The sequence below is a fragment of the Microbacterium sp. zg-Y1090 genome, from assembly GCF_030246945.1.
GTDB lineage: Bacteria > Actinomycetota > Actinomycetes > Actinomycetales > Microbacteriaceae > Microbacterium > Microbacterium wangruii.
On the sequence record NZ_CP126742.1, the window covers coordinates 1754252 to 1777096 of the forward strand.

Below are 22845 nucleotides of genomic sequence, written 5' to 3' on the forward strand. Positions count from 1 at the left end.
CGAAACGGCTCCCGAACCCCCGGCCTCCCCGGTTCGGGGCGCGAAACGGCTCCCGGACCCCCGGCACCCCCCGGTTCGGGTCGTGAAACGGCTCCCGAACCACCGGCCTCCCTGGTTCGGGTCGCGAAACGGCTCCCGAGGCCGCGACAACCGCGGTTCGAGGCGCGAAACGGTTCCCGAACCCGGAACACCCCGGGCACACAGAAGGGGTGGATGCCGCGGCATCCACCCCTGCTGTTCGGACTAGCCGACCTCGGTCACTCCGAGTCGGCGGCCTTCTTCGTGGTCTTCTTGGCCGCGGGCTTCTTCGCCGCGGGCTTCGCCTCGTCGGCGGCCTCCGCGTCGGCCTTCTTGGCCGGAGCCTTCTTGGCGGCGGGCTTCTTCGCGGAAGCCTTCTTGGCCGGCTTCTCGGCCTCCTCGGCAGCGATGATCTCGTCGGCCTCGGCAGCCGCGTCGGCGATCTCCTCAGCCTCCTCGACGACCTCCTCCTCGGCGGCCGGCTCGTCCTCGAGGGCGATGAAGCCCGAAAGGTCGACGGGCTTGCCGTTGGTGTCGACGACGGTGACCTTGGCCAGAGCCAGCGCGAGCGCCTTGTTGCGGGCGACCTCGCCGATCATCGCGGGCAGCTGGTTGCCCTGCTGCAGCGCGTTGACGAACTCCTGGGGAGCCATGCCGTACTGCGCGGCCGACTGGATGAGGTACTGGGTCAGCTCGTCCTGCGAGACCTGGACCTTGAACTCCTCGGCGATCTTGTCCAGCACCATCTGGGTGCGGAACTGCTTCTCGCTGGCCTCGGTCACCTCGGCGCGGTGCGCGTCGTCCTCCAGACGGCCCTCGCCTTCGAGGTGCGCGTGCACCTCGTCCTCGACGAGCTTGGCGGGGACGGGGATGTCGGCCAGCTCGATGAGCTTCTCGACGAGCTTGTCGCGGGCGGCCGTCGCCTGGGCGAAGCCGGCCTGCTCGTTCGCCCGCTCGGCGAGGCTGTCGCGCAGCTCGGCGATCGTGTCGAACTCGCTGGCCATCTGCGCGAAGTCGTCATCGGCCTCGGGGAGCTCGCGCTCCTTCACGGCGACGACAGTCACGGCCACCTCGGCCTCGGAGCCGGCGTGGTCGCCGCCGACGAGCTTGGAGCGGAACGTGGTCTCCTCGCCGGCGGTGAGGGACTCGATCGCCTCGTCGGTGCCCTCGAGCAGCTCGCCCGATCCCACTTCGTAGGAGACGCCCTCGGCACGGTCGATCTCGTTGCCGTCGATGGTCGCGACGAGGTTCAGCTCGACGAAGTCGCCCTTGGTGGCCGGACGGTCCACGGTGACGAGCGTGCCGAAGCGGCCGCGCAGGCGGTCGAGCTCGGCGTCGACGGCGGCCTCGTCGGTCTCGACCGCGTCGACCTCGATGGTGACGTCGTCATAGGCGGGGAGGTCGAACTCGGGACGCACGTCGACCTCGACGTCGACGACCAGGTCGCCGGAGAAGTCCTTCTCGTTCGGCCACTCGACGACCTCGGCCGACGGACGGCCGACGACGCGAACCTCGCTCTGGGCGACGGCGTCGCGGTAGAACCCGTCCAGCCCCTCGCTGACGGCGTGCTCGATGACGGCGCCGCGACCGACACGCTGGTCGATGATGGGCGCGGGCACCTTGCCCTTGCGGAAGCCGGGGATCTGGATGTCCTGGGCGATGTGCTCGTACGCGTGCGCGATGGCGGGCTTGAGCTCATCCGGGGTGACCGTGATGTGCAGCTTGACCCGAGTCGGGTTGAGCTTCTCGACGGTGGCGTTGACCATGCCTGTTGCTTCTCCTTGGGTGATCCGCGCAGACGCGCGGAGGCGGAAAGTCTGGATGTCTGGGAGGTCGTGACGTCGGGGCGACAGGATTTGAACCTGCGGCCTCCCGCTCCCAAAGCGGGCGCTCTACCAAGCTGAGCTACGCCCCGGGCTGTGCGCACGCACGCGTGCGCCGAAACGACCCCGGGAAGTCTAGCCGACCGGGCCGTGTCCGCGCTGTGCCGACGGTTCGACTACACTGACTGAGGCCGCGGAGCATTCCGCCGCGGGGATGTAGCTCAATGGTAGAGCCTCAGTCTTCCAAACTGATGGTGCGGGTTCGATTCCCGTCATCCCCTCCACCTCCTGATTCTTGTTCGCCGCTGTCGCGCGGACGGCGATCGTGCCGTGGCATCCGCCCGTGCGCGGCCGCGTCCGTTCACCCGGATGCGGAGATCTGCGCGGGCAAGGATCGGATGCCGCTCACACCGCCGCATCCGGGCAGATGTCCGCATCTCGGCGAAGCCCGACTCACCAACGAAGACCCGGTCGGGAATCGTTCGGTCCGGTCTTCCCGATTTCTTTCCGCGACGGCTGCCGATTCGCGTGCAGACCCGCGCCACCGCGCACGCATTCCGATTGCATCGCGACAATTCCATTCCCGACTGCGGCTTGTCTCCATTCCCGACTGCGGCTTGTCGCCCTCTGCAAGGGCGAATGGATGCTGTTCACGGCGCGCGCCGGAATGCGGCATACACGGAAAACGGACGCTCCGACGGATATCACCGCAGAGAAAGCACGACGGCCCTCCCGAGGCGGATGCCGCCAGGAGGGCCCGTCGTCACGGGGTGCCGCTATTCGCAGCCGACTCCGTCGCCATCGCGATCGAGCTTCCTCGAATACCCCGGGTCACCGGAGTGGATCGGCGCCGCCCCCGCCTCACGGACTGCCGCGCAGTTCTGGTAGAAGACGTCGGGCGCGGGTGCAGGCGCCGGAGCGGGAGCAGGAGCAGGAGCAGGAGCAGGAGCAGGAGCAGGAGCAGGAGCAGGAGCAGGAGCAGGAGCAGGAGCAGGAGCAGGAGCAGGAGCAGGAGCAGGAGCCGGTGCAGGAGCAGGTGCAGGTGCCGGAGCGGGTGCGGGCGCCGGAGCCGCTGCCGGCGGCACGGCCGCGAACGCGGACGTGAGAGCGGGCTGGTCGGGGCACTCCGCCAGGACGCGGGAGATCGCGTCACGCTCCGCCTGCGTCACCCACAGGCCGTACGTGGCCTTGACCGACACCTGACGCGCCACGTAGTCACAGCGGAACGCCTTGTTCTTCGGCAGCCAGGTGGCGGCGTCGCCGTCGCCCTTCTGGGCGTTCGCCCCACCGTCGACCGCCAGCAGGTTGAGCGGGTCGTTGGCGAACGAGGCGCGCTGGTCCGCCGTGAGCTGCTGCGCCCCCTTCTGCCACGCGTCGGACAGCGCGACGACATGATCGATCTGCACCCGCGCGGAGGTGTCCTGGCCACGGACGAACTCGATGGTCTGCCCGGTGAACGGGTCGGCGAGAAGACCACCCATGACCTTGCAGGGTCCCGAGAGCACGATGTCGGTGAGGTCGCGGGCGAGGACGTCGTTGCGCGTGTCGCAGCCGTTGCGGTCGACATCCAGCCACCGCTGGCCGAACTGATCGCGGTCGTACCCCGTCTTGGGCGCACGACCCTTCACTTCGAGAGTGGCGAGCACCGTCAGCGCCGTCCGGTCCGCCGTGGCTGCACTGTCGGCCGTGGTCGAGACCTCACCCGCGAATGCCATGTCTGTGACGTCGTCGTCGACCGGCTCGAGATCCGCCGTCGGCTCGGGGCTCGGGGTCGCCGTCGCCGTCGCGGTCGGTGCGGCTGAGGGCGTCGCAACCTCCGCGGCGACCGGTTCGATGCCGCCCGGGAAGATTGTGGACGTGATGCTCCCCGTGACCAGGAACATCACGGCGGCGGCCGCGGTGACCGCCCACGCGGCGTTGCGTGAGGGCAGCCGCAACCAGGTCGGCGAGTTCTTGACCAGCGCCACGATGCCCGTGATGAGGACCGCCAGCGAGACCAGCGCGAAGAGCGGCGAGAGCAGGATGCCGATCAGCACCCCCACCAGCCCGATCGCCACCCAGAGCCACACCGGCAGGCGCCGGGCGGCCTTCACCGGCTGCGGGGCCGGCGGCGGCGTGATCGCGGGTTCGCCCTGCTCCGCGCGCGCCGGAATTGCGGACTTTTCGCCCCAGATGCCCATGAATTCCCTTTTGTTCGATTAACGCCTTCAAGCCTAGGGAGGCCGAAAACCGCGCATGACCACGGGCGTAACGAATCCATCTCATTCGCTTTCATTGCGAAGAGGCCGATTCACCACAATGGGAAGACCGCTGAACACCCGGGAAACCCGGTCGACACACATGAGCCGGCCGACGCGACGGAGCAATTCGAGCAAAGCCGCCGGACAGCTCGCGGACTCAACGCGTGATCAGTTCCCCGATCGCGCGCTCGCGTGCGCCGCCGAGTGCCCCAGATACACGGCGGCATTGCGCAGCAGCTTCGCCCGCTCCTCCTCGGTGAGTTCCCGGCGCACCTTCGCCGGCACACCGGCCACGAGCGACCCCGGCGGCACGATGGTGCCCTCCAGCACCACCGCTCCGGCGGCCACGAGGGAACCCGCGCCGATCACCGCGCCGGACAGCACCACGCTGCCCATCCCGATGAGCGAGCCGTCCTCGACCGTGCAGCCGTGCACCACCGCGTTGTGGCCGATGGAGACGTTCTCGCCGATGACGGCGGGCGAACCGGCATCCACATGCACCGAGACGTTGTCCTGCACATTGCTCCCGGCGCCGACGGTGATCTGCGCGCTGTCGGCGCGCAGCACCGCGTTGTACCAGACGCTCGCCCCCTCCCCCAGGGTCACCGCGCCGATCAGCCGCGCTCCCGCGGCGACGAACGCGGATTCCGGCACCTGGGGCGCGAGGTCGGAGACGGACAGGACGGAGGCATCGTCGGCGATGGTCATGGCACGACTCTAGGGGCGCCGCCTGCCGTGATAAGCCCAGGCTCAGCTTGCTTGCGGAGCAGGCCTGCCTGAGTACCGTGGGAGAAGGTGGGGCGACTCCCCGCCGAGAGGAGACGACCGCATGACGAAGCACCAGACCATTCCCGCGACCGCCGCAGACCCCACCGTCGCCGCCGGAACCGCACAGTTCCTCACTCCCGTCGTCGTCGGCCTGCAGGCCCTCGTGGTCAACGGCAAGCAGGCGCACTGGAACGTGCGCGGAGCGAACTTCCAGTCCATCCACGAGCTGCTCGACACCGTCGTCGAACACGCGCAGGCCTGGTCCGACGAGGCCGCCGAGCGCATCGTCGCGCTCGGCCTGCCGATCGACGCACGGCTGACCACCGTCGCAGAGAAGGCCAAGCCCACCGCCGTGCCCGCCGGTTTCGCGCAGTGGGATGCGGTGGTTCGCAACGTGCTCACCGACATCGACGCCGTGCTCGTCGACCTGCAGTCCGCGATCGACGGACTCGACGAGGTCGACCTCACGAGCCAGGACGTCGCGATCGGCATCAAGGCCGGGCTCGAGAAGGACCGCTGGTTCCTCTTCGCCCACCTCGCCGAATAACCACACGCACGATGCCCCGGTCCATTCCGACCGGGGCATCGTCATGTCCGGCGGCGGCCGGTGCGGGCTATCCGATGTGGGTCAGGCGGCCGGCGATGAGCGTCGCCGCCACGCGGGTGCCGCGCATCGTCGCCTCGTCGGCGGTGAGGGGGTCGTGCGAAGCCACAGCCAAGTCGGCGACTCCCCCGATGCGCAGCGACGACCCGCCGGCGGTGCCGTCGGCGGTGGATGCCGCGAGAGCGGTGGCGGCATCCACGGCCTGTCCCGGCTGCCACGGTGCACGCCCGTCACGGGTGCGGTGCACGGCGGCCGCCATCGCCGCCCACGGATCGAGCGGCGACACGGGCGCATCCGAGCCGAACAGCAGGGTCGCCCCGGCATCGGCGAGGGCACGCAGCGGATACGGCTGGGCGGTCTGATTCGCCCACACACTGTCGGTGAGGTCGCGATCGTCCATGGCGTGCTCGGGCTGCACGCTGGCGCCCACACCGAGAGCGGCGAAGCGCGGCACGTCGGCATGAGCGACCAGCTGGGCGTGCTCGATCGTGCCCGTCGCCCCCGAGAGGGCGAACGCATCGAGGGCGTGCGTGTTGGCGACATCGCCGATGGCGTGGATGGCGCACGACAGCCCGGCCCCGGTCGCCCGGGTCATCAGGGAGAGCAGTTCGTCCGGTGGCACGGTGAGCATGCCGTGGTTGTACGGATCGCCGGGATAGGCGTGTGAGCAGGCGGCCGTGCGGGTGCCCAGGGATCCGTCACTGATGACCTTCAGCGACCCGACGCGGAACATGCCCCCGGGGTCGACCGCGTCACCGGTCTCGAGCCCGAGGTCGATCGCGCGCTGCAGGTCGGCGGGATAGACGCCGAAGCGCACCCGCAGCAGATCGAACCCGCCCGCGGCGCGTCGCGCCCACGCCTCGGCGTTCCAGGCCATGTCGAAGTCGACGATGCCGACGACGCCCCGGGAGGCTGCATCCGCGGCCATACGCGCGATGGCGCGGTCGACCACGTCGGCGGGCACGAGGTTGAGCCGCCGGGAGATCTCGAATGCGGGCTCCTCGCGCAGGAGACCGGACCCCGACACGGGGTGACCTTCCCGGCGCAGCGCGGCGCTGTTGAGCCACACGCTGTGCACGTCGGCGTTGATGAGGTAGGTGGGGGCGTCACCGGTCGCCGCGTCCAGCACCTCGAGCGAGGGGGCGTCGGGCCAGAGCAGGTGACGGAAGCCGGTGCCGATGCGCCGGCCGTCGTCGAGCACGGGCGCATCGCCCATCACCCGGGCGGCGTGCGCCGCGCTCTCGGCATGCCCGAGCGGCACCCGCTGCGCCGCCAGCGCCCACTGCACGGCGTGCACGTGATGGTCCCAGAGGCCCGGCACCAGCACCCCGCCCTCGGCGTCGAGCACGGCACCGGTGCGCGGCAGGGCGCCCGCGGGGGCGATGTCGGCGATCGCACCGGCGCGCAGGTGCACGTCGACGTGTTCGTCTCCGAACGGGTCGGTGCGCTGGGCTCCGCTCAGGCGGGCGTTGGCGATGACGGCGACGTGGTCGCCGACGGCGTGGGTCACGGCTGATCCCTTCGGGCGGGGCGGGCACGGCGCATCTCGTCGGCCAGGCGGGGGTCCGCGTACGGCGACGAACCGGCATCCAGTTCGGCGATGATCGTCTCCACCACATCGTCGGGGCGGTTCTGGCTGAGCTTGCGCTTCGCGACCACTTTCGCAGGGGTGAGCCGGAAGCCCACGGTCCCCTTCTCCAGCCGCTCGATGAATCCCGCGTCGTTGGGACGCTCCCACATCCGTCGGGGGTGCGGCATGCCGCTCTCGAATCGGGCGACGAGGCGGTCGAGCACCGCGAGGTTCTCCTCGGTGGTGAGCAGCTCGGGCACGCCGCTGAGGTGGGCGGAGACGAAGTTCCAGGTCGGCACGGCGGGGCCGTCACCGTACCAACCGGGCGAGATGTAGCCGTGCGGACCCTGAACGACCATGAGCAGCTCGCGGGAGCCCAGCCCGTGGATCAGGTCGTCCGGCTTGCCGACGTGGCCCACGACCGTGAGATCGTCGCGGGTGTCATCCAGCAGCACCGCGTAGTGCGAGGCGACCAGTCCGTCCGGCGTGTCGCTGACGAGCGTGACCCACGGGTTCTCCTCGATCAGGCGGCGCAGCTCGGCGGTGTCGCCGAGCACGAAGCTGGGGTTCTGGCGCATGCTCAACCTCTCCTGCGGGCGTCGCCGGGCGGGCCTGGCCGGCACACCGCGTCGACGACGGTCATGCCTGGCAGCGCGGGCACCAGTACAGCTTCCGTGCGGCCATCTCCTCGAGCACGATGGCGGTGCCGCACACGCGACAGGGCAGCCCCGCGCGGTGGTACACCCAGTGCCGGTCGTCGCGACTGGCCATGGCGCGCCGGTAATCATCGGGAGCCAGGTCGTCCATCGTCATCATCTGACCGGTCTCGACACCGATCGTCAGCAGCCGCACCCAGTCGCGCCAGAGAGCACGTACCGTCTCCTCCGGCACCTGCCGGCCCGGGGTGTGCGGGTTCAGCCGCGCCCGGAAGAGCATCTCGGCGCGGTAGACGTTGCCGATGCCGCTGACGACGTTCTGATCCATCAGCAGCAGGCCGATGGCGGTGGGCTTGCGCCGCACGACCGCCGTGAAGCGCTCCTCGCCCTCTGCCGGGTCGCCGACGAGCGGATCGGGGCCGAGCTTGGCGACGGTGGCGAGCATCTCGTCCGGTGTCTGCAGTTCGCAGGCCGTCGGACCCCGCAGGTCGGCGCAGGTGAGCTCGGTGAGCAGCCGCAGGCGCACCTGCCCCACCACCGGCGGCGGCCACTCGAGGTCGCCGGCGAGACCCGTGGTCTGCTCCGACATGCGCACGTGCACGCGGGTGCGACGGGGCGCGCCGATCGAGGACAGCGAGTTCTCCCCCGCGCCATCGAGGATGGGGTCCAGGTCCGTGCCGCGCTGGTTGGTCTGACCCATGCGCCCGTTGGCCGACGCGATGGTCGGGTCGACGAGGATCTCCCCGGCGAAGTCCCACGCGCCGTAGAGCCCCAGGTGCACCCGCAGCCACAGATCCCCTTCGAACGCGAGGAACATCTGCTTTCCGACAGCCTGCGCCTCGGTCACGACGCGGCCCTCGAGCACGGCCGCGCCCTCGGCGAACCGGCCCTGCGGGCTGGATGCCGACACCGCCCGCCCGACGAAGTTGCGGTCGAACTGGCGCGCGATGCGATGGACGGAGTGGCCCTCGGGCATCAGCCCGCTTCCGGGTCGAAGCTGCTGTCGGCGGCGGCCAGCACGTCGGGCTGCAGCCCCGGCGCGCGGGGGTCGGGCTCGAGCGTGCCGTCGGTCTCGTACGCCGCGATCTGCGCGATGCGCCGTACGTGACGCTCGTCGCCGGAGAACGGCGTCTGGATGAACCGGTCGATGAACGCGGCGGCCTCTTCGAACGTGTGCTGGCGTGCCCCGACGGCGATGACGTTGGCGTCGTTGTGCTCGCGGGCGAGTTCCGCGGTCGCGATGCTCCACACCAGAGCCGCGCGCACGCCGCGCACCTTGTTCGCAGCGATCTGCTCGCCGTTGCCCGAGCCACCGAAGACGACACCCATCGCCTCGATGCCCGCCTCCTGGTCTCGCACGACAGCCTGCGCGGCGCGCACGCAGAAGGCGGGGTAATCGTCCTGCGCGTCGTAGTCCAGCGGCCCGTGGTCGACGAGGTCGTGGCCCTCGCCGGCGAGGTGATGCTGCAGCTGGGTGGAGAACTCGAGGCCTGCGTGGTCGGTCGCGATGTGGATGCGCATGGTTGAGATCCTAGGGTCGTCGCACTGCGGGGACGGGGACGGTCAGGGGGCGATGCCGGCGGCGGCGGGCTTGAACCCGGCGCGCACGTTCTCGCAGCAGGCCGGCCGGCAGACGTCGAACCAGGGGCCGAGCGCGGTGCGGTGCGGACGGTCCGCCGCCGGGGTGCCCTCCAGCCGCTCCACGATGAGGTCGACCAGTCCCGACACGTAGGCCGGGTCGACGCCGGGGGTGGGCGTCCGCACGGCGCGCAGGCCCGCTTCCCCGGCGGCTTCCATCGCCTCGGTGTCGAGGTCCCAGAGCACCTCCATGTGGTCGCTGACGAACCCGAGCGGCACGATCGCCACGGCCGTCACCCCGGCATCCGGGAGCGTCTCGATCACGTCGCAGATGTCGGGCTCGAGCCAGGGCTGCGACGGGGGTCCCGACCGCGACTGGTACACGAGGTCCCACACCACGTCGGCCGCCTCGGGGCGCTCGGCGGCGATGTCGGCCATGATGACCTCCGCGACGGCCCGATGCTGTGCGGCATACGCCCCGCCCTCGCCCCAGTCGACGTCGCGGGGGCCCGACCGCTTCGCGTCGTCCATCGGCACGCTGTGCGTCGAGAACAGCACCCGGATCTGCGACGGCGCGACGCCGTCGTCGAGAAAGCCGGTGATCGCGTCGCGGACGCCGGCGCTGAAGGGCGCCACGAACCCCGGGTGGTCGAAGAACTGGCGCACCTTGTCGATGGTGACGGTGTCGCCCAGCCCGGTCTCGGTCAGCACGCGGGCGAAGTCCTCGCGGTACTGCCGGCAGCTGGAGAAGGAGCTGTAGGCACTGGTGGCCACCGCGATCAGCCGGGTGTCGCCGGCGTCCGCGGCATCCTGCACGGCCTGCTCGAGGTAGGGCGCCCAGTTGCGGTTGCCCCAGTAGACCGGCAGGTCGATGCCGCGGCGGGCGAGCTCGTCCTCGAGCGCCGACTTCAGCGCGCGGTTCTGGTCGTTGATGGGGCTGACGCCGCCGAAGTGACGGTAGTGGTGGGCGACCTCTTCGAGGCGCTCGTCGGGGATGCCGCGCCCCCGCGTGACGTTGCGCAGGAACGGGATCACGTCGTCCTGACCCTCCGGCCCGCCGAAGCCCGCGAGGAGGATGCCGTCGTACGCGACGGGCACCTCCACGTGCGGTGCGCCGCTGGCGGCGGCCGGGGAGGCGAAGGGGACGCGGGTGTCGTCGCGCTCGGTGACCGGGGCGATGTCGTCAGTAGCACTCACCGCTCCATCTTCCCATCGGAGCGAAGCAGGTCGGGTCGGCGGCGGGACCCCATCGTGGGCACCTCGGGCCCCACCGCGTAGGCTGGGCGATGCTCGGTGACACCGGGCAAGCCACACACCCGAAGACCTTGGGAGAACAGCCGTGCCCGGAGAGAACCTCACCCGCAGCGAAGCTCAGGAGCGCCGCGCCGTCATCGACGCCGCCGCCGGGATCAGCTACGACGTCGTCCTGGACCTCACCCGCGGGGCCGAGGTGTTCGGCTCGCGCACCACGCTGCGCTTCGCCGCCACGCCCGGCGCCAACACCTTCATCGACCTCATCGCGCGCGACGTGCGCGAGATCACCCTGAACGGCCGCAGCATCGACCCGGCGACGGCGTTCGCCGATTCGCGGATCGCCTTGACGGGTCTGGATGCCGACAACGAGCTCATCGTCGATGCCGACTGCCTCTACACCAACACCGGCGAGGGCCTGCACCGCTTCGTCGACCCCGTCGACGGCGAGGTCTACCTGTACTCGCAGTTCGAGGTGCCCGACTCCCGCCGCGTGTTCGCGGTGTTCGAGCAGCCCGACCTGAAGGCGCGCTTCACCTTCACCGTGACGGCCCCCGAGCCGTGGAAGGTCGTCTCCAACTCCCCCACGCCCGAGCCGAAGCGCCACGGCGACGGCACGGCCACCTGGTCGTTCGAGCCGACCCCGCCGATCTCGTCGTACATCACCGCGCTCATCGCCGGTCCGTACGAGGCGACCTTCTCCGAGCTCACCAGCTCGTCGGGCCGGGTCGTGCCGCTGGGCGTGTACGCCCGCAAGAGCCTCTGGCAGTTCCTCGACGCCGACTACGTGTTCGACAAGACCCGCGAGGGGTTCGCGTACTTCGAGGAGAAGTTCGACTACCCGTACCCGTTCGCCAAGTACGACCAGCTGTTCGTCCCGGAGTTCAACGCGGGCGCCATGGAGAACGCCGGTGCGGTCACTTTCACCGAGACCTACGTCTTCCGCAGCAAGGTCACCGACGCCGTCAAGGAGCGTCGCGTCGTGACGATCCTGCACGAGCTGGCCCACATGTGGTTCGGCGACCTGGTGACGATGCGCTGGTGGAACGACCTGTGGCTGAACGAGTCGTTCGCCGAATGGGCGTCGACGATCGCCACCGCCGAGGCCACCGAGTGGACCGAGGCGTGGACGACCTTCAACGCGATGGAGAAGACCTGGGCCTACCGTCAGGACCAGCTCCCCTCGACCCATCCCGTCGTGGCTCAGATCAATGACCTGGAGGACGTGCAGGTCAACTTCGACGGCATCACCTACGCCAAGGGCGGGTCGGTGCTGAAGCAGCTGGCCGCCTGGGTCGGCATCGAGCAGTTCTTCGCGGGTGTCGCCGCGTACTTCAAGAAGAACGAATGGTCCAACACCGAGCTGTCCGACCTGCTGGTCGAGCTCGAGCGCACCAGTGGACGTGAGCTGTCGAGCTGGTCGAAGAAGTGGCTCGAGACCGCCGGCGTCAACACGCTCTCGCCGGAGATCGCCACCGCCGACGACGGCACGATCACCCGCTTCGCCATCGTGCAGACCGCTCCGGCGGACTACCCCACGATCCGCCCGCACCGTCTGGGCGTCGGCTTCTACGAGCTGCAGGGCGATGCCCTCGTCCGCGTGCACCACGAGGAGCTCGACGTCGACGGCGACCTCACCGAGGTGCCGCAGCTCAAGGGCCGTCGTCGCCCCGACCTGGTGCTGCTCAACGACGCCGACCTCGCCTACGCGAAGATCCGGCTCGACGAGCAGTCGCTGCGCACTGCGATCGCCCACCTCAAGGACATCAGCGACCCGCTGGCCCGCTCCCTGGTGTGGGGCGCCGCCTGGGACCAGACGCGCGATGGTGAGACCGCCGCGAGCGACTACGTCGACCTGGTGCTGCGCAACATCGGCAGCGAGACCGAGTCGACCACGCTGCGCACCACGCTCTCGCAGCTTCTCCTGACGGCCAACAGCTACGTCGTGCCCTCCACGCGCGAGGCCACCCGCGCCCGGGTCGCCGACGCGCTGTGGACGCTCGCGCAGCAGGCGGAGCCGGGCAGCGACAGCCAGCTGCAGTTCGTCACCGCCTTCGCCGGCGCCGCCAGCACCCCCGCCCACGCGGATGCCGTGCAGGCACTGCGCAGCGGCGAGACGGTGCTGGAGGGTCTCGCCGTCGACACCGACCTGTCGTGGCAGCTGCTCGTCTCGCTGGCGGCCGCCGGCCGGGTGACCGCAGCGGAGATCGATGCGGCGCTGGCCGCCGACAACACCGCCAAGGGCGGCGAGTTCGCCGCACAGGCGCGGGCCGCCCTGCCGACGGCGGATGCCAAGCGCGCCGCGTGGGCCTCGCTGGTCGACACCGCCGACGCCCCCAACACGATCGTCCGGGCTGCCGCGGCCGGCTTCGTGCACCCGGCCGGGCGCGACCTGCTGGCGGACTTCGTGCCGGCGTACTTCGACATGCTGCTGCCGATCTGGGAGTCGCGGACCTACCAGATCGCGCAGTACCTGATCGTGGGGCTGTACCCGGCGCCGCTGGCCGATGTCGCGCTGCGCGATGCGACGCGCGCGTGGCTCGCCGAGCACCAGGACGCCCCGCCGGCGCTGCGGCGCCTTGTGGCCGAGAACCTCGCGGGCGTCGAGCGCGCCCTCGTCGTGCAGGAGCGCGACGCGGAGTAGGTCACTCTCGACTCCTCCCGATGCCCCGGTGCCCACGGCGCCGGGGCATCGTCGTTCCCACCGGCATCCAGGCCCCGCAGAGGCGCCCTCACTAGGATCGATCCGATGGACGACCCGACCTCCCCCACCTTCTGGGAAAAAGTGCTCAAGTTCCTCATCGAGGCGGGCTGGAACGCGCTCGCCGTGGTCGCGATCATCGCCGCCGCGGTGCTGACGACGTGGGTGCTGCGGCTCGTCATCCGACGCACGGTCAACCGCATCGTGTCCGGCGCGAAGTCGAAGGCGCGCGTGGATGACACGCAGGCGCTGGAGAGGTCACCGCTGGCGCAGGTGCGACTGGTGCAGCGCACGCGCACCCTCGGGACCATCCTCCAGAACATCGTCAACGTCGCGGTCGTCATCATCACCGTGCTGCTCATCGTGCAGGTCCTCGCGCCCAACGCGCTCGGCTCCTTCGCATTGCTGTCGGCCGCCATCGGCGCGGGACTCGGTTTCGGTGCCCAGAACATCGTCAAGGACGTGCTCAACGGGATCTTCATCGTGGCGGAGGACCAGATCGGCATCGGCGATGTGGTCGATCTCGGACTGGCGACCGGCGTGGTCGAGTACGTCTCGGTGCGCGTGACGCACGTGCGCGACGTGAACGGCACCCTCTGGTACGTGCGCAACGGCGAGATCCTGCGCATCGGCAACATGTCGATGGGGTGGGCCCGCGTGATCATCGATATGGCCGTGCCGGCCGACGCCGACGTCCCCGCGGTCGAGAAGCGCATGCTCGAAGCGGCCCAGAGCCTGCAGACCGACCCGAAGTGGCGCACCCGCGTGCTGGAGAACCCGGAGGTCTGGGGCCTGGAGTCCGTCAGCGGCGACGCGCTCGTGATCCGCCTCGTGATGAAGACGCGGGCCAATGCCAAGGACGACGTCGCGCGCGAGCTGCGCATGCGGCTGAAGGAGACCGTCGACGACATGGGCCTGGCCCTCCCCCACCTCAACTCGATCACCCTCACCGGGCTCGAAGGCGCGCAGCGCGTGCGCGGGGCGAACCCGCCCGTCACCCGACCCACGCAGGTGGCCACCGAAGCGCGCCCGGTGTGGAAGCCCAAGCGCACCCCGAAGTCGACACCGGCGGATGCTGCTCCCCCCGCATCCGATGATCAGGAGAAGAACACATGACCGACCCCGCGCCCCGTGCGTTCTACGACGAGGTCGGCGGTCACGACACCTTCGTGCGCCTCGCCGCCGCCTTCTACCGCGGCGTCGCCGACGACGAGGTGCTGCGGCCCATGTACCCCGAGCAGGACCTCGAGCCGGCCGCGCGACGCCTGGAGATGTTCCTCGCGCAGTACTGGGGCGGCCCGACCACCTACAGCCAGGAGCGCGGCCACCCGCGCCTGCGGATGCGCCACGCCTCTTTCCACGTCAACCCCGATGCGCGCGATCGTTGGCTCGCGCACATGCGCGTCGCCGTGGACGAACTGGGCCTGTCGCCGCTTCACGAGGCCACGCTGTGGGATTATCTCGAGAGGGCGGCACACGCGATGGTGAACACGTTCGAGCCGACCGGCATCGGCCCCGCACCTGCCGGCCGCGATCGCAGCGGACTGTCCATCGTCGCCCGGCCGCCCCAGGCGGACCCGCCCGCCTGACCTCACCCCCGGCCACGACGAAGGAGTCGCGATGCCCCCCACTTCTCTGACCACGGATGTGCTCGTCATCGGCTGGGGGCTGTCGGGCCTCGTCGCCGCGACGGAGGCGCTCGCCGCAGGGCGTCGGGTCGTGATCGTCGACCAGGAGCCGCGCGTCGACCTGGGCGGCCAGGCGTGGTGGTCCTTCGGCGGCCTGTTCTTCGTCGACTCCCCCGAGCAGCGCCGTCTCGGCATCCGCGATTCGCCTGACCTCGCGCGGCAGGACTGGTTCGGCACCGCCGGTTTCGATCGGGAGGAGGACCTCTGGCCGCGACGCTGGGCCGAGGCGTACCTGGACTTCGCCCATCACGAGAAGCGCGCCTGGCTGCGCGAGAAGGGCCTGTCGTTCTTCCCCATCGTGGGCTGGGCGGAGCGCGGCGGCTACAGCGCCACCGGGCCGGGCAACTCGGTGCCGCGGTTCCACATCACCTGGGGCACCGGCCCCGGCGTGGTGGCGCCCTTCCAGACCGCCCTGGAGCAGGCCGAGCTCCAGGGACGGGCCACGATCCTCCCCCGCCACCGCGTCACGGACCTCACCGTCGCCGACGGGGCGGTCACCGGTGCGCGCGGGGACGTGCTGGCGCCCTCAGGGTCGGCGCGCGGCACCGTCAGCTCGCGCGAGGCGGTGGGCACGTTCGAGATCACTGCGGGCGCCACGATCGTCGCGTCCGGCGGCATCGGCGGCAACCACGAGATGGTGCGGCGGCGGTGGCCCGAGCGCCTCGGCACGCCGCCGGCATCGATGGTGGCCGGGGTGCCGGCCTACGTCGACGGGAGCATGCTCGCGGTCGCAGAGGCGGCCGGGGCGCGCGAGATCAACGGCGACCGCATGTGGCACTACGTCGAAGGCATCCGCAATCACGACCCGGTGTGGCCGCAGCACGGCATCCGCATCCTGCCCGGGCCGTCATCGGTCTGGCTGGATGCCACCGGGGCGCGACTGCCGGTGCCGCTGTTCCCTGGCTTCGATACGCTCGGCACCCTCGCGCACCTGCGGCGGACCGGCCACGACCATTCCTGGTTCGTGCTGTCGCACAAGATCGTCGAGAAGGAGTTCACCCTCTCGGGCAGCGAGCAGAACCCCGACCTCACCGGCAAGGACGTGCGCCTGCTGCTGTCGTCGCGCCTCGCGAAGGGGGCATCCGGCCCCGTGCAGGCCTTCCTCGATCGCGGGGAGGACTTCGTCGTGCGCGACACGCTCGACGAGCTGATCACCGGCATGCAGGAGCTGCCCGGGGGCGATGCGCTCGATGCCGCGCGCGTGCGCTCCGAGCTGATCGCCCGCGACCGGGAGATCGCCAACGACTTCACCAAGGACGCCCAGATCGCGATGCTGCGCTCGGCGCGTGCCTTCCGCGGGGATCGCCTGGTGCGCACGGCCGCCCCGCACCGGATCCTCGATCCCGCGGCGGGGCCGCTGATCGCCGTGAAGCTGCATGTGCTCACCCGCAAGTCGCTGGGCGGCTTGCAGACCGATCTGGATTCACGGGCGCTCGGCGCCGACGGCACGCCGGTGCCGGGGCTCTACGCGGTGGGCGAGGCGGCCGGGTTCGGCGGCGGGGGCCTGCACGGCTACCGGGCATTGGAGGGGACGTTCCTCGGCGGCTGCCTGTTCTCGGGCCGTGCCGCCGGAAGGGCGGCGGCCGCCGCCGTGTGACGGCGTCCGCGTCAGCCGGCGCCCGTGGTGCGCACCGCTGTCAGACCGGTCTTCACCGGCCCTCTGACGAGCACGTGGCCACGGCGGAACGTCAGTCGGGTCCAGGGCCCTGCGACGCGCACCGCCACGGGCTCCGCACCGCCGATGAACCCGAGCCCGAAGGCGGCGAACGCCGCACCCAGCGGGAGGCCGGCCAGTGCGTCGTCGGGGGCGCCCCACACCGCGGCCCGCACGGTGCGCACGACGTCCTCGCCGGCGTCCCGCGGAACCGTCTCCGCGACCGCCGCGATACCCCACTGGGCGCGCGCAGCGACCGTCGCGGCATCCAGATCGGCGGCGGGGGACCAGCCCTCCCTCGGCGGCGCGATGCCCGCCCACGGCGCCGAGACCGCCACGTCGGGCAGGGTGAGGGCGGCCGGGTCATCGGAGGGTGCCACCGCCGCAGCGTCGACGACGACATCCGTGACCAGTTCGGCATCCACCGCCGAGGCGCGGATTCCCAGCACCGTGGGCGTGGCGTCGAGCAGGCCGCGGGGCGAAAGAGGGGCGCACGACATCAGCAGCGTGCCGGATGCCGCTTGCAGCCGCAGCGCGCCGTCGCCGAGACGCGCCGCGCGAGAGGCGAAGGTGGCGGCGTCGGCGGCCGCTCGGGCATCGGGGAATCGGAGCAGGTGCGGCATCCGCTTTAAACTACCAAGCGGCGCTGACCGCGCCGTGTGGACAGGAGACCCGTGACCGATCCGACCCCCGATCCCGTGGCGATGATGCTCTCGGTCCTCGACCTCGCCGAATCCGGTGCGCGCACCACCGAGGACATCTTCACCGGCGTCTCGCACCCGATGCCCAGCGGCCGCGTCTTCGGCGGCCAGGTGCTGGCTCAGGCGATCTCCGCCGCGGCGCGCACCCTGCCCCCCGAGCGGGTGCCGCACTCGATGCACGGCTACTTCCTTCGCCCGGGCGACGCCACCAAGGGCATCACGTTCTCGGTCGACCGCATCCACGACGGCCGCTCGTTCTCCACCCGGCGCACCCAGGCCTACCAGGAAGGCGTGCCCATCTTCTCGATGATCGCGTCGTTCGAGAACGAGGACCCCGGCATCGAGCACCAGGCACCCATGCCCGACGGCGTGCCCGACCCCGACGACCTGCAGGGACCCGACGCCCTCGCCGCGCACGTCCACCCGCTGTCGCGGCGCGCTCTGACCGACGGACCGATCGAGCTGCGCTACGTGGCCTCGCCCATCTACGACGTGGTGGAGGGCGAGCGGACCCCTCGGCAGGCGGTGTGGATGCGCAGCCGCTCCCCGCTGCCGGACGACCCCGCCGTGCACCGTGCGGTGCTGGCCTACCTCAGCGACCTCACGATTCAGGAGTCCGTGCTGCGCGCCCACGGCGTGCCGTGGGCGACGCCGGGGCTGAAGGTCGCCAGCCTCGACCACGCGATGTGGTGGCATCGTTTCGGTCGCGTGGACGAGTGGGTGCTGTACACGCAGGAGTCTCCGAGCGCCCGGGCGGGGCGTGGCCTGGCGACCGGCCGCATCCACAGCCGCGATGGGCGCTTGCTGGCCACCGTCGCGCAGGAGATCATGATCCGCGTGCCCGGGCACCGCTGAGCCACGCGGACGCCGGGGCGCCCCGGCTCGGATGCGGAGGGGAAGCTCTCAGCGCCGGTGCGCGTAGACGATGGGCTCGTCGAGGTACGGCTCCCAGGCCGCCCGCATCTCGCGCGACAGGCGGGCCGGCCGGCCGGTGGCCGTGTCGACCAGCACGATGACGGCGGTCGAGCGGGCGTAGTGCACGCGCGGGGTCTCGCCGAGCGGGCTGTACACGTCGTAGCAGACGTCGATGCTCGATCCGCCGAGGCGGCCGATCCACAGCTGCACGTCGAGCGGACGCTGCTGATACGGCACCGGGGCGAGGTACTCGATCTCCTGGCGGGCGATGAGGGTCACCGTCTCGGCCGCCGTGCTCAGCCCTGACTCCAGCACCGCGGTGGGCGGCCCCTCCATGCCGGCGTCGGGGCGCCAGAAGGCGCGCAGGCGCGCCTCTTCCAGCAGCTTGAGCATGGAGGTGTTGTTGACGTGGTTCAGCGCGTCGAGGTCGCCCCAGCGCAGGTGGATCGGCACATGGATGCGCCGCCCGCCGGGCTCAGTCACGCGTGAGCTTGCGGTACGTGGACCGGTGCGGGTTGGCCGCGTCGGGTCCGAGCCGCTCGATCTTGTTCGACTCGTAGGCCTCGAAGTTGCCCTCGAACCAGTGCCACCGGTCGGGGTGCTCCGCGGTCCCCTCGTACGCGAGGATGTGCGTCGCGATGCGATCGAGGAACCACCGGTCGTGCGTGATGACGACGGCGCAGCCGGGGAACTCCAGCAGGGCGTTCTCGAGCGACTGCAGCGTCTCGACGTCCAGGTCGTTGGTCGGCTCGTCGAGCAGCAGCAGGTTGCCGCCCTCCTTGAGGGTGAGGGCGAGGTTCAGACGGTTGCGCTCACCACCGGAGAGCACGCCGGCCTTCTTCTGCTGGTCGGGTCCCTTGAAACCGAACTTGGAGACGTACGCGCGCGACGGGATCTCGACCTTGCCGACCGTGATGTAATCGAGGCCATCCGAGACGACCTCCCACAGCGTCTTGTTGGGGTCGATGTTGGAGCGCGTCTGGTCGACGTAGCTGATCTTGACGGTCTCACCGATCTTCAGCTGGCCGCCATCGAGGGGCTCGAGCCCGACGATCGTCTTGAACAGCGTGGTCTTGCCGACGCCGTTGGGGCCGATGACGCCGACGATGCCGTTCGGCGGCAGGCTGAAGCTCAGTCCGTCGATGAGCGGGCGGCCGTCGAAGCCCTTCTTCAGGTTCTTCGCCTCGATCACGATGCTGCCCAGGCGCGGCCCCGGCGGGATCTGGATCTCCTCGAAGTCGAGCTTGCGGGTGCGGTCCGCCTCGGCGGCCATCTCCTCGTAGCGTGCGAGGCGAGCCTTCGACTTCGCCTGGCGCCCCTTCTGGTTGGAGCGGACCCAGTCGAGCTCTTCCGCGAGGCGCTTGGCGAGCTTGGCGTCCTTCTTGCCCTGGACGGCCAGGCGCTCCGCCTTCTTCTCCAGGTAGGTGGAGTAGTTGCCCTCATACGGGATGAGGCGGCCGCGGTCGACTTCGGCGATCCACTCGGCGACGTTGTCGAGGAAGTACCGGTCGTGGGTGATGGCGATGACGGCGCCGGTGTACTTCTGCAGGTGCTGCTCGAGCCAAAGCACGCTTTCGGCGTCGAGGTGGTTCGTCGGCTCATCCAGCAGCAGCAGGTCGGGCTTCTGCAGGAGGAGCTTGGCGAGCGCGACGCGGCGACGCTCACCACCGGAGAGGTTGGACACGGCGGCGTCGGCGGGCGGGGTGCGCAGCGCATCCATCGCCTGCTCGAGTTGCGAGTCGAGGTCCCATGCGTCGGCGGCGTCGATCTCCTCCTGGAGCACGCCCATCTCGGCGAGGAGAGCGTCGAAGTCGGCGTCGGGGTCGGCCATGAGCGCCGAGATCTCGTTGAACCGGTCGAGCTTGGCCTTGATGGCGACGCCGTCCTGGATGTTCTCCAGCACCGTCTTGGAGTCGTCGAGCTCCGGCTCCTGCATCAGGATGCCGACGCTGAAGCCCGGGGAGAGCTTCGCTTCGCCGTTGGACGGGGTGTCGAGCCCGGCCATGATCTTGATGATGGTCGACTTGCCCGCGCCGTTGGGGCCGACCATGCCGATCTTCGCGCCGGGGAGGAACGACATCGTGACGTCGTCGAGGATCAGCTTGTCACCCACAGCCTTGCGGGCGCGGACCATCTGGTAGATGTATTCAGCCAAGCGGATTACCACCTTTGGAGTAGAGATGAGGGCCGCGCAGGGCCAGCCATGTGCCGATTCGTGCCGAGGGCTGGTCGGGCGGAAGTCGGTCCAAGCCTACCAACCGAAGGGCCGCGCATCCGGCGAGCGCCGAACGGCATGCCTACCGCATGTCCCTCAACATCGTCCCCCGGCTCGCATCCCACGGCCGGCCAAGTGTCCGCCGGCGGTCACCAGTCGATCGGTCGGGTCTCCCCCAGCAGGCAGCCTCCACTGGCCAGCGCCGGCCCGACCGTCGTGACGACCCTCCCGGTCACGGGCCCCGCCTGACCCAGCAGGCACTCGTCGCCGAACTGCACGGAGAACTGCAGCGCTTCCGCGGCGTTGCCGATGGTCGACAGATCCTCACTCACCTGCATGTCGGACTTGTCGAACCCCGCAGCCGCGAGGGCGTCGACGTAGGCGCGACCCTCTCCGCTCTGTGGCGAACCCCACACCTGCGCGGCCACCTGGGTGAACAACGGCAGGTTGTCCGCCGCCGTGCCCCGCGGGTCGTACTTGGGGGGCCCCGGCGGCGTACTGGCGGCAGGAGTGGGCGCCGCTTCACTCACCGAGGGCGCGGGAGACGGTCCACCGTCACCGCTGCACGCCGCCAGAAGCAGGATGGTGAGGGTCACTCCCCCGACCGCCGCCACGGCGCGAGCCGGCGGAGACGTGCGCGCGAGAGGGAAGGGACGGACCACGCGGAAAGTCTAGACGGGCGATCCGCGCATGCTCAGAACGGTGTGGGCTCCCCCTCGGCCGCGCCGCCCGCTGCGGCGAGCGCAGGCTCGCGGCCGGCCTCCCGTTCGGTTCGCTCCCTGGCGGGCGCGACCTCGGCACCGCCCGATCCGGAGGCCTGGTCTCCTTCGCCGCCCGGCACCGCCCACCCGTCGGCATCCACCGCCGCACGCGAGGACTCGCCACCGGCCGCGGCGTCGTCCGCCTCTCGCGACCGCGCACTGCGCGTGAACACCGTCGTGCCCCACCGCAGATCCGGCCCGACGGCGTGGGCGTCGATGTCCGCGGTCATGCCGCTGCGTGTGTCGTTCTCCCACGAGCGCAGCCGCAGCGTGCCCGTGACGATCACCCGGTCGCCTCGGCGCAGCGACCGCAGGCAGTGCTCCGCGAGCGCCCGGAACGCCGAGACGTGGAACCAGTTCGTGTAGGCGTCCACCCAGGTGCCGGAGTCCTTGTCGAAGCGCCGCTGCGTGCTGCCGACGCGGAACGACACGACGGTGTCGCCGCCGCCGGTGGTGCGGCGTTCGGGGTCCGCGGCGAGGTTGCCGGTGACGCTGATGATTTCGCTCATGATGGATGTTCCTCTCCTGTGGCGCGGGCACCGTGCCCGCCGCTCCGGCACCCGCGTGCCCGTCGAGTGCCGGAGCACCTCCACCCTCACGAATCCACCGGCAGCGCGTGGCGGGATGACGGCGTTCCGTGGATGAATTCCGCGAACTCGTCCCTGTGGAGACGGCGCACACCGCCCGGAGGGTCGATGTCGGTGGTCGAAGCTATGTTCGACCGCGAGGAGGCATCATGATCGCGACGGACCACCCCGCGCTGCATCGACAGCGCCGTACGATGCGCCTGGTCGGCGCCGGCCCGCACCTGTGGCGTGTGACCGACGAGCGCGGCCGCATCATCGGCCACCTGCAGCGCATCGGCGGCGACGCCGAGCTCCGCTACCGCGCGCTGCGCTATCACCGCGCACAGGCACGGCTCCTGCCTGTCGGCGACTTCTGGACCCCCGACGATGCCGTGGCCTGCCTGGTGAACTCGGCCTGAACCGCGGGGGGCCGGTCGCCTCGTCTGTGTCCTTGCGCGGCAGGCGATCCCCACCCAGATCCCCGAACCCGTCGTCATGCGGTTGACTGAGCCGGTGACGAGACGCGTGATCCAACTGCTGGTCGGCCTGGTGATCTTCGGGGCCGGCTGCGCGCTGATGGTGCAGGCGCATATCGGCCTGGACCCGTGGACCGTCTTCGCCCAGGGCATCGCCTTGCAGACCGGCATCGGCATCGGCTGGGTCACGATCATCATCGGTGCCGTGGTGCTGCTGCTGTGGATCCCCCTTCGTCAGCGCCCCGGCATCGGCACGCTGGCGAACATCGTGCTGGTGGGAACGAGCATGCAGCTCACCCTCGAGGTGCTGCCCGATGTCGAGGGTTGGCTAGCCCAGGCCGGAATGTTCATCGCAGGGCTCCTGTGCGTGGCGGTCGCCTCGGGGCTCTACATCGGCGCGCGCTTCGGACCCGGGCCGCGAGACGGGCTGATGACCGGGCTGCATGAGAAGTGGGGCTGGCCCATCTGGGTGAGCCGTTTCGGCGTGGAAGCCTCGGTGCTCGTGGCGGGGTGGCTGCTGGGCGGCACCGTGGGAGTGGGCACCGTGCTGTTCGCCGTGTCGATCGGGCCGCTGGTGCAGCTGGCGCTGCGCGTCTTCGACACCCGACCCCGACTCGCGACTGCCCCCGAGGCCGGCTCGCCCCGCCTGGTCTGACGGGC

At 70.6% G+C, this 22845-nt stretch carries 21 protein-coding genes and 2 tRNA genes; 9 read left to right on the top strand and 14 right to left on the bottom strand.

Annotation, left to right across the window (positions count from 1 at the left end):
* Positions 1–257: 257 nt before the first annotated feature.
* On the bottom strand, positions 258–1784 hold the full coding sequence (tig, locus tag QNO26_RS08285) for a trigger factor (protein WP_257530615.1): 1527 nt from the start codon (positions 1782–1784) through the stop codon (positions 258–260).
* A gap of 75 nt (positions 1785–1859) precedes the next feature.
* Positions 1860–1933 (bottom strand) — tRNA-Pro (locus QNO26_RS08290).
* A 118-nt stretch (positions 1934–2051) separates the two neighbouring features.
* Here QNO26_RS08290 and QNO26_RS08295 point away from each other — a divergent pair.
* Positions 2052–2125, top strand: a tRNA-Gly gene (locus tag QNO26_RS08295).
* A 492-nt stretch (positions 2126–2617) separates the two neighbouring features.
* On the opposite strand, the gene QNO26_RS08300 is transcribed toward QNO26_RS08295, so the two are convergent.
* Together QNO26_RS08300 and QNO26_RS08305 are read right to left on the bottom strand one after the other, a co-directional pair.
* Positions 2618–4021, bottom strand: coding sequence for a GmrSD restriction endonuclease domain-containing protein (locus tag QNO26_RS08300; protein ID WP_257638414.1), 1404 nt, complete (start codon positions 4019–4021; stop codon positions 2618–2620).
* A 228-nt stretch (positions 4022–4249) separates the two neighbouring features.
* Positions 4250–4789, bottom strand: a complete 540-nt coding sequence (locus tag QNO26_RS08305) for a gamma carbonic anhydrase family protein (RefSeq protein ID WP_257638415.1) — start codon at positions 4787–4789, stop codon at positions 4250–4252.
* 121 nt (positions 4790–4910) lie between these two features.
* On the opposite strand from QNO26_RS08305, the gene QNO26_RS08310 reads away from it, so the two are divergent.
* A complete protein-coding gene (locus QNO26_RS08310) occupies positions 4911–5396 on the top strand; it encodes a Dps family protein (RefSeq protein WP_257530609.1) in 486 nt (161 codons plus the stop codon).
* 67 nt (positions 5397–5463) lie between these two features.
* Here QNO26_RS08310 and QNO26_RS08315 read toward each other — a convergent pair whose 3' ends face one another.
* From QNO26_RS08315 to QNO26_RS08335, 5 genes are all read right to left on the bottom strand, one after another.
* The gene (locus tag QNO26_RS08315; RefSeq protein WP_257638416.1) at positions 5464–6963 is read right to left on the bottom strand and encodes an amidohydrolase; all 1500 of its coding nucleotides are present in this window, start codon (positions 6961–6963) and stop codon (positions 5464–5466) included.
* Complete coding sequence (locus QNO26_RS08320; protein ID WP_257530605.1) at positions 6960–7601, bottom strand: FMN-binding negative transcriptional regulator; 642 nt, start codon at positions 7599–7601, stop codon at positions 6960–6962. Before QNO26_RS08320 ends, QNO26_RS08315 begins: the two co-directional genes overlap by 4 nt.
* Positions 7602–7662: 61 nt before the next feature.
* Positions 7663–8655: an Fpg/Nei family DNA glycosylase gene (locus QNO26_RS08325; RefSeq protein ID WP_257530603.1), complete on the bottom strand. Its 993-nt coding sequence runs from the start codon at positions 8653–8655 to the stop codon at positions 7663–7665.
* Positions 8655–9200, bottom strand: coding sequence for a ribose-5-phosphate isomerase (locus tag QNO26_RS08330; protein WP_257638417.1), 546 nt, complete (start codon positions 9198–9200; stop codon positions 8655–8657). Before QNO26_RS08330 ends, QNO26_RS08325 begins: the two co-directional genes overlap by 1 nt.
* Before the next feature lie 42 nt (positions 9201–9242).
* The gene (locus QNO26_RS08335; protein ID WP_257530599.1) at positions 9243–10454 is read right to left on the bottom strand and encodes a ferrochelatase; all 1212 of its coding nucleotides are present in this window, start codon (positions 10452–10454) and stop codon (positions 9243–9245) included.
* A gap of 142 nt (positions 10455–10596) precedes the next feature.
* Here QNO26_RS08335 and pepN point away from each other — a divergent pair, with 142 nt between their 5' ends.
* The 4 genes from pepN to QNO26_RS08355 all read left to right on the top strand — a co-directional run bounded on the left by pepN (position 10597) and on the right by QNO26_RS08355 (position 16494).
* Entirely contained in the window at positions 10597–13152 is a 2556-nt protein-coding gene (gene pepN, locus QNO26_RS08340) for an aminopeptidase N (RefSeq protein WP_257530596.1), read from the top strand.
* Between the two features lie 105 nt (positions 13153–13257).
* Positions 13258–14325 carry a mechanosensitive ion channel family protein gene (locus QNO26_RS08345; RefSeq protein ID WP_257530594.1) on the top strand — a complete coding sequence of 356 codons (1068 nt, stop codon included), beginning with the start codon at positions 13258–13260 and terminating at the stop codon, positions 14323–14325.
* Positions 14322–14798, top strand: a complete 477-nt coding sequence (locus tag QNO26_RS08350; RefSeq protein ID WP_257530591.1) for a globin — start codon at positions 14322–14324, stop codon at positions 14796–14798. The genes QNO26_RS08345 and QNO26_RS08350 overlap by 4 nt, the downstream gene beginning before the upstream one ends.
* A gap of 31 nt (positions 14799–14829) precedes the next feature.
* Positions 14830–16494: an FAD-binding dehydrogenase gene (locus QNO26_RS08355; protein ID WP_257530589.1), complete on the top strand. Its 1665-nt coding sequence runs from the start codon at positions 14830–14832 to the stop codon at positions 16492–16494.
* 11 nt (positions 16495–16505) lie between these two features.
* Here QNO26_RS08355 and QNO26_RS08360 read toward each other — a convergent pair whose 3' ends face one another.
* The gene (locus QNO26_RS08360) at positions 16506–17174 is read right to left on the bottom strand and encodes a DUF8185 domain-containing protein (RefSeq protein ID WP_257530587.1); all 669 of its coding nucleotides are present in this window, start codon (positions 17172–17174) and stop codon (positions 16506–16508) included.
* A gap of 81 nt (positions 17175–17255) precedes the next feature.
* On the opposite strand from QNO26_RS08360, the gene QNO26_RS08365 reads away from it, so the two are divergent.
* A complete protein-coding gene (locus QNO26_RS08365) occupies positions 17256–18107 on the top strand; it encodes an acyl-CoA thioesterase (protein WP_257638434.1) in 852 nt (283 codons plus the stop codon).
* A 48-nt stretch (positions 18108–18155) separates the two neighbouring features.
* On the opposite strand, the gene QNO26_RS08370 is transcribed toward QNO26_RS08365, so the two are convergent.
* The 4 genes from QNO26_RS08370 to ssb form a co-directional block, all read right to left on the bottom strand.
* Positions 18156–18650 carry an acyl-CoA thioesterase gene (locus tag QNO26_RS08370; protein WP_257638418.1) on the bottom strand — a complete coding sequence of 165 codons (495 nt, stop codon included), beginning with the start codon at positions 18648–18650 and terminating at the stop codon, positions 18156–18158.
* Positions 18643–20322 (bottom strand): energy-dependent translational throttle protein EttA, encoded by a 1680-nt coding sequence (gene ettA / locus QNO26_RS08375; RefSeq protein ID WP_257530583.1) that lies wholly within the window; start codon positions 20320–20322, stop codon positions 18643–18645. Before ettA ends, QNO26_RS08370 begins: the two co-directional genes overlap by 8 nt.
* 209 nt (positions 20323–20531) lie before the next feature.
* Positions 20532–21044 (bottom strand): DUF6993 domain-containing protein, encoded by a 513-nt coding sequence (locus tag QNO26_RS08380; protein ID WP_257638419.1) that lies wholly within the window; start codon positions 21042–21044, stop codon positions 20532–20534.
* 32 nt (positions 21045–21076) lie between these two features.
* Complete coding sequence (gene ssb, locus QNO26_RS08385) at positions 21077–21652, bottom strand: single-stranded DNA-binding protein (protein ID WP_257638420.1); 576 nt, start codon at positions 21650–21652, stop codon at positions 21077–21079.
* A gap of 227 nt (positions 21653–21879) precedes the next feature.
* On the opposite strand from ssb, the gene QNO26_RS08390 reads away from it, so the two are divergent.
* Together QNO26_RS08390 and yczE are read left to right on the top strand one after the other, a co-directional pair.
* Positions 21880–22128: a hypothetical protein gene (locus QNO26_RS08390; RefSeq protein WP_257638421.1), complete on the top strand. Its 249-nt coding sequence runs from the start codon at positions 21880–21882 to the stop codon at positions 22126–22128.
* 94 nt (positions 22129–22222) lie between these two features.
* Positions 22223–22840 carry a membrane protein YczE gene (gene yczE, locus QNO26_RS08395; RefSeq protein WP_257638422.1) on the top strand — a complete coding sequence of 206 codons (618 nt, stop codon included), beginning with the start codon at positions 22223–22225 and terminating at the stop codon, positions 22838–22840.
* The last annotated feature ends 5 nt before the right edge of the window (positions 22841–22845 follow it).